Origin of the sequence: Aeromicrobium sp. Leaf272, from assembly GCF_001422865.1 — a bacterium.
Taxonomy (GTDB): Bacteria; Actinomycetota; Actinomycetes; order Propionibacteriales; family Nocardioidaceae; genus Aeromicrobium.
Map to the genome: position 1 here is coordinate 13,976 of NZ_LMMY01000009.1, position 4,906 is coordinate 18,881.

Below are 4,906 nucleotides of genomic sequence, written 5' to 3' on the forward strand. Positions count from 1 at the left end.
TACCGACGGGGATGTTGCGCAGCGGCAGGTTGTTGCCGACCTTGATGTCGGCGGTCGGCCCGGCCTCGATGGCCTGGCCCTGACGGATGCCGTCGGGCGCGATGATGTAGCGCTTCTCGCCGTCGGCGTAGTGCAGGAGCGCGATGCGCGCGGTGCGGTTGGGGTCGTACTCGATGTGAGCGACCTTGGCCGGCACGCCGTCCTTGTCGTAGCGCTTGAAGTCGATCACGCGGTAGGCACGCTTGTGGCCGCCACCCTGGTGGCGCGTGGTGATGCGACCCTGGTTGTTGCGGCCGCCCTTCTTGGGCAGCGGCTCCACGAGGGACTTCTCCGGCGTGGTGCGGGTGATCTCGGCGAAGTCGGCGACGCTGGAGCCTCGACGGCCCGGCGTGGTCGGCTTGTACTTGCGAATAGCCATGTCTGGTCAGTCCTCAGCTCGGGCTCGAGAAGATGTCGATGCTCTGGCCGGCGGCGACGCTCACGATGGCCCGCTTGGTGTCCTTGCGCTTGCCCTCACCGTTGCGGGTGCGACGCGTCTTGCCCTTGCGGTTGATCGTGTTGACGGCCGTCACCTTGACGCCGAACACGTTCTCGACGGCGATCTTGATCTCCGTCTTGTTCGCGTCCGGACGCACCAGGAACGTGTACTTGTTGTCGTCGATGAGCGCGTACGTCTTCTCGGAGACGACGGGCGCGATCAGGACGTCGCGGTGGTCCTTGTGCAGGGTGCTCATGCTCACTCACCAGCCTTCGTGAAACCGGCGGCCTGCGCGGTCTCCTCGGTGTCGAACCAGACCTCGGCGACCGTCTGGTCGTACCAGGGGCTGTCCGCGGTGTGGTACTTCATCGAGTCGGCGTTGCCCTTGATCTCGTGACCCTTGGGGGCGTTGCCGCTCTTGAGCGGGGCCTTGGAGCCGGGACCGTAGGGCTGCGTCTTGGTCGCACCCTCGTTCGCGTCGGCGGCCGGGGCCTCGACCTTCTCGGCGGGCTCGGCGTCGGCCTTCGTGGCCTCGGCCTTCTTCGCCGGAGCCTTCTTCGCCTTGGCCTTCGTGGCCGGCTTCGCAGCAGGCTTGGCGTCGGCCTCGACGACCGCGGCGCTCAGCGCGACGGTCTCGGTGCCCTCGGCCGAACGCGCCTCGACGAAGGCCTCGAACGCGGCCTGCGTGAAGATCACGTCGTCGCTCAGCACGACGTCGTACGTGTTCAGCTGGTCGAAGGTCAGCACGACGAGGTCGGTGACGTTGCGCAGGCTCTTGGCCGTCAGCGCGTCCTCGCGCTTGACGACCACGAGCACGCGGCGACGCGTGGTGAGCTCGGCGATCGCGGCGACGGCGGCCTTGGTGGAGGGCACCTCACCGGTGACGAGCGACTCCACCACGTGCAGACGTCCGGAGCGGGCCCGGTCCGAGAGGGCACCGCGCAGGGCGGCGGCCTTCATCTTCTTGGGGGTCCGCTGGTCGTAGCTGCGCGGCGTGGGGCCGTGCACGATGCCACCACCGTTGTACTGGGGTGCGCGGATCGAGCCCTGACGGGCGCGGCCGGTTCCCTTCTGGCGGTAGGGCTTCTTGCCACCACCGGACACCTCGCCACGCGACTTGACGTCGTGCGTGCCCTGACGGGCGGCGGCGAGCTGGGCGGTGACGACCTGGTGGATCAGGGGGATGTTCGTCTGCACGCCGAAGATGTCGACGGGCAGCGCGGCATCAATGGTCTTGACGGCCATGGATCAGGCTCCCTTCGCGGCAGAGCGGACCACGACGAGTCCACCCTTGGGGCCGGGGACCGCGCCCTTGACGAGGATGACGCCCTTGGCGGCATCCACGGCGTGGACGGTCAGGTTCTGGGTGGTGACGGTCTCGGCGCCCATGTGGCCGGCCATGCGCAGGCCCTTGAAGACGCGACCCGGGGTGGCGCAGCCACCGATCGAGCCGGGCTTGCGGTGGTTGCGGTGCGCGCCGTGGGAGGCTCCGACGCCGGAGAAGCCGTGACGCTTCATGACGCCGGCGAAGCCCTTGCCCTTGCTCGTGGCGGTCACGTCGATCTCGTCGCCCGCGGCGAAGATCTCCGGGGAGATCTCCTGGCCCAGGGCGTAGTCGGCGATGGCCTCGGTGCGGATCTCGACGACGTGGCGGCGCGGCGTGACGCCGGCCTTCGCGAAGTGTCCGGCCTCGGGCTTGTTGACCTTGCGTCCGTCGATCTCGCCGAAGCCGATCTGGACGGCGCTGTAGCCGTCGGTCTCGGGCGTGCGGATCTGCGTGACGACGTTGGTCTCGGCAGCGAGGACCGTGACGGGCACGATCTTGCCCTCGGCGTCCCAGACCTGGGTCATGCCGAGCTTGCGGCCCAGGAGGCCGCGCGCGTTGACGGTGGAGGAGGTGCTCATGTGTTCAGGTCCTCCCTCAGAGCTTGATCTCGATGTCGACACCGGCCGGCAGGTCGAGTCGCATGAGCGAGTCGACGGTCTTCGGCGTCGGGTCGATGATGTCGATGAGCCGCTTGTGCGTACGCATCTCGAAGTGCTCGCGGCTGTCCTTGTACTTGTGCGGCGACCGGATGACGCAGTACACGTTCTTCTCGGTCGGCAGGGGCACGGGGCCGGCCACGGAGGCTCCGGTGCGCGTGACCGTGTCGACGATCTTGCGCGCCGAGGTGTCGATCACCTCGTGGTCGTAGGCCTTGAGCCGGATACGGATCTTCTGTCCCGCCATGCTCTGGTCGTCCTTACTCTTCGTCAGCTGTGTGTGCCCCTGGGGCTGGTTCTCCCTGGAGGGGATCGCTCCCCCTCCGCCCCCGAGGTCGGGCGTGTCGCGGAGTTGACCACGAGCGTGCGCGAACCTTCTGGAGTTGGGTGGTTGGACCGCCGGTCCCGGGCCGCGGCCTCTGACGAGTCCGCGTCTCCTACGTTTCCAGCAGCCAGGCCGTTCACCGTGCGGCGCACCCGTCGGTCCCGGCGTGAGTTCCGGGCAAGCACGCCCCAGCAATACGGCCGGAGCAACCGCACTAGTCTGACAGAGACTCCCCCGCAAACACAAATCGCCCCCTCCCTCGTTCTCGGGGGGCACGCGTGGGGGCTCCGTCGCCCCGCGGTTGCGCGGCGTCAGCACCCGCTGAGCCTGCTGCTGCGCCGGGCCGGCTCCTCCTCGAGGTGCGCTCCGAAAGGGCCTCGACCGAGGACCTGGGTGCGTCTCCGGACCGGGCTCGCGAGCTCCGGCGGGGCCAGGAGGCAAGAGGTAGGCGACGCGCCGAACCACTCCGTCAGAGGTAGGTGACGCACCTGTCTGCCGCGCTGAGAGGTGCGTCACCTACCTCTGACCAGACGGTCAGGCGCGTCACCTACCCCCACGCACTCGCCGACTGCCCGGGAGCCCGCCCGAACCCGGTGCCACCCGGCCGACCCCCGCAGGAAACCCGCCCATGAGCCCGGACACGACGAAGCCCCCCGGACCCGAGGGTCCGAGGGGCTTCGTCTCAGCAGTGCTGGTGTGTCGTCAGATCACTTGTTGATCTTGGTGACACGACCGGCGCCGACGGTGCGGCCGCCCTCGCGGATGGCGAAGCGCAGGCCCTCCTCCATGGCGATCGGCTGGATCAGCTCGACGCTCATCTCGGTGTTGTCGCCGGGCATGACCATCTCGGTGCCCTCGGGCAGCGTGACGACGCCGGTGACGTCCGTCGTGCGGAAGTAGAACTGCGGACGGTAGTTGTTGAAGAACGGCGTGTGACGACCACCCTCCTCCTTGGACAGGATGTAGACCTGGCCCTCGAACTCCGTGTGCGGCGTGGTGGAACCGGGCGCGATGATGACCATGCCGCGCTCGACGTCCTCACGCTTCGTGCCACGCAGGAGCAGTCCGACGTTCTCGCCGGCCTGGCCCTCGTCGAGCAGCTTGCGGAACATCTCGATGCCCGTGACGGTCGTCGTCTGCTTGGTCTCACGGATGCCGACGATGTCGACGGTCTCGTTGACCTTGACGATGCCGCGCTCGATGCGACCGGTGATGACCGTGCCACGACCGGTGATCGTGAAGACGTCCTCGACCGGCATGAGGAACGGCTTGTCCGTCTCACGCGGGGGCAGCGGGATGTACTCGTCGACCGCGTTCATGAGCTCGAGGATCGACTCGCCCCACTTGGCGTCGCCCTGCAGCGCCGGGTGAGCAGCGACCTTGACGACGGGGACGTTGTCGCCGTCGAACTCCTGGTCGCTGAGCAGCTCGCGGACCTCGAGCTCGACGAGCTCCAGGATCTCCTCGTCGTCGACCATGTCGCACTTGTTCAGGGCGACGACCATGGCGGGGACGCCGACCTGGCGGGCCAGGAGGACGTGCTCACGGGTCTGCGGCATCGGGCCGTCGGTGGCGGCGACCACGAGGATCGCGCCGTCCATCTGAGCCGCGCCGGTGATCATGTTCTTGACGTAGTCGGCGTGACCGGGGCAGTCGACGTGCGCGTAGTGACGGTTCTCCGTCTGGTACTCCACGTGCGCGATCGAGATCGTGATGCCGCGCTGACGCTCCTCGGGAGCCTTGTCGATCTGGTCGAAGGCCGAGGCCTCGTTCAGATCGGGGTACTTGTCGTGCAGCACCTTGGTGATCGCCGCGGTCAGCGTCGTCTTACCGTGGTCGATGTGACCGATGGTGCCGATGTTCATGTGCGGCTTGGTCCGCTCGAACTTCGCCTTAGCCACTGGGGCTCCTTCTGGGTTGTGAGTTGCAGTGTCTGGAATGTTGCCGGATCTGAAAGCCGTCGGGTCCCGCGGGGAGACCTAGGCCACCTTACCGATGACGCCGAGCGTTACTCGCCGCGGGCCTTCTTGATGATCTCCTCCGCCACGGCCTTGGGGACCTCGGCGTAGGAGTCGAACTGCATCGAGTACGAGGCACGCCCCGAGGTCTTGGACCTCAGG

5 protein-coding genes and 1 pseudogene are annotated in these 4,906 nt (G+C 67.7%); all 6 read right to left on the minus strand.

Annotated features, from left to right (window positions below):
• Nucleotides 1–418: pseudogene (gene rplB / locus ASF38_RS18570) on the minus strand (50S ribosomal protein L2); the annotation flags it as partial.
• Between the two features lie 13 nt (nucleotides 419–431).
• Nucleotides 432–734 (minus strand): 50S ribosomal protein L23, encoded by a 303-nt coding sequence (rplW, locus tag ASF38_RS01600; RefSeq protein ID WP_055964278.1) that lies wholly within the window; start codon nucleotides 732–734, stop codon nucleotides 432–434.
• A 2-nt stretch (nucleotides 735–736) separates the two neighbouring features.
• Complete coding sequence (gene rplD, locus ASF38_RS01605) at nucleotides 737–1,723, minus strand: 50S ribosomal protein L4 (protein WP_056573256.1); 987 nt, start codon at nucleotides 1,721–1,723, stop codon at nucleotides 737–739.
• Between the two features lie 3 nt (nucleotides 1,724–1,726).
• Complete coding sequence (gene rplC, locus ASF38_RS01610) at nucleotides 1,727–2,383, minus strand: 50S ribosomal protein L3 (protein ID WP_055964270.1); 657 nt, start codon at nucleotides 2,381–2,383, stop codon at nucleotides 1,727–1,729.
• A 16-nt stretch (nucleotides 2,384–2,399) separates the two neighbouring features.
• A complete protein-coding gene (gene rpsJ / locus ASF38_RS01615) occupies nucleotides 2,400–2,708 on the minus strand; it encodes a 30S ribosomal protein S10 (protein WP_055964267.1) in 309 nt (102 codons plus the stop codon).
• 785 nt (nucleotides 2,709–3,493) lie between these two features.
• Nucleotides 3,494–4,687: an elongation factor Tu gene (gene tuf, locus ASF38_RS01620; protein WP_055964264.1), complete on the minus strand. Its 1,194-nt coding sequence runs from the start codon at nucleotides 4,685–4,687 to the stop codon at nucleotides 3,494–3,496.
• Nucleotides 4,688–4,906: the final 219 nt, after the last annotated feature.

Coding starts and splice junctions, on each gene's coding strand:
- rplC (WP_055964270.1), bottom strand. CDS start 2,383: ATGAGCACCTCCTCCACCGTCAACGCGCGCGGCCTCCTGGGCCGCAAG.
- rplD (WP_056573256.1), bottom strand. CDS start 1,723: ATGGCCGTCAAGACCATTGATGCCGCGCTGCCCGTCGACATCTTCGGC.
- rplW (WP_055964278.1), bottom strand. CDS start 734: ATGAGCACCCTGCACAAGGACCACCGCGACGTCCTGATCGCGCCCGTC.
- rpsJ (WP_055964267.1), bottom strand. CDS start 2,708: ATGGCGGGACAGAAGATCCGTATCCGGCTCAAGGCCTACGACCACGAG.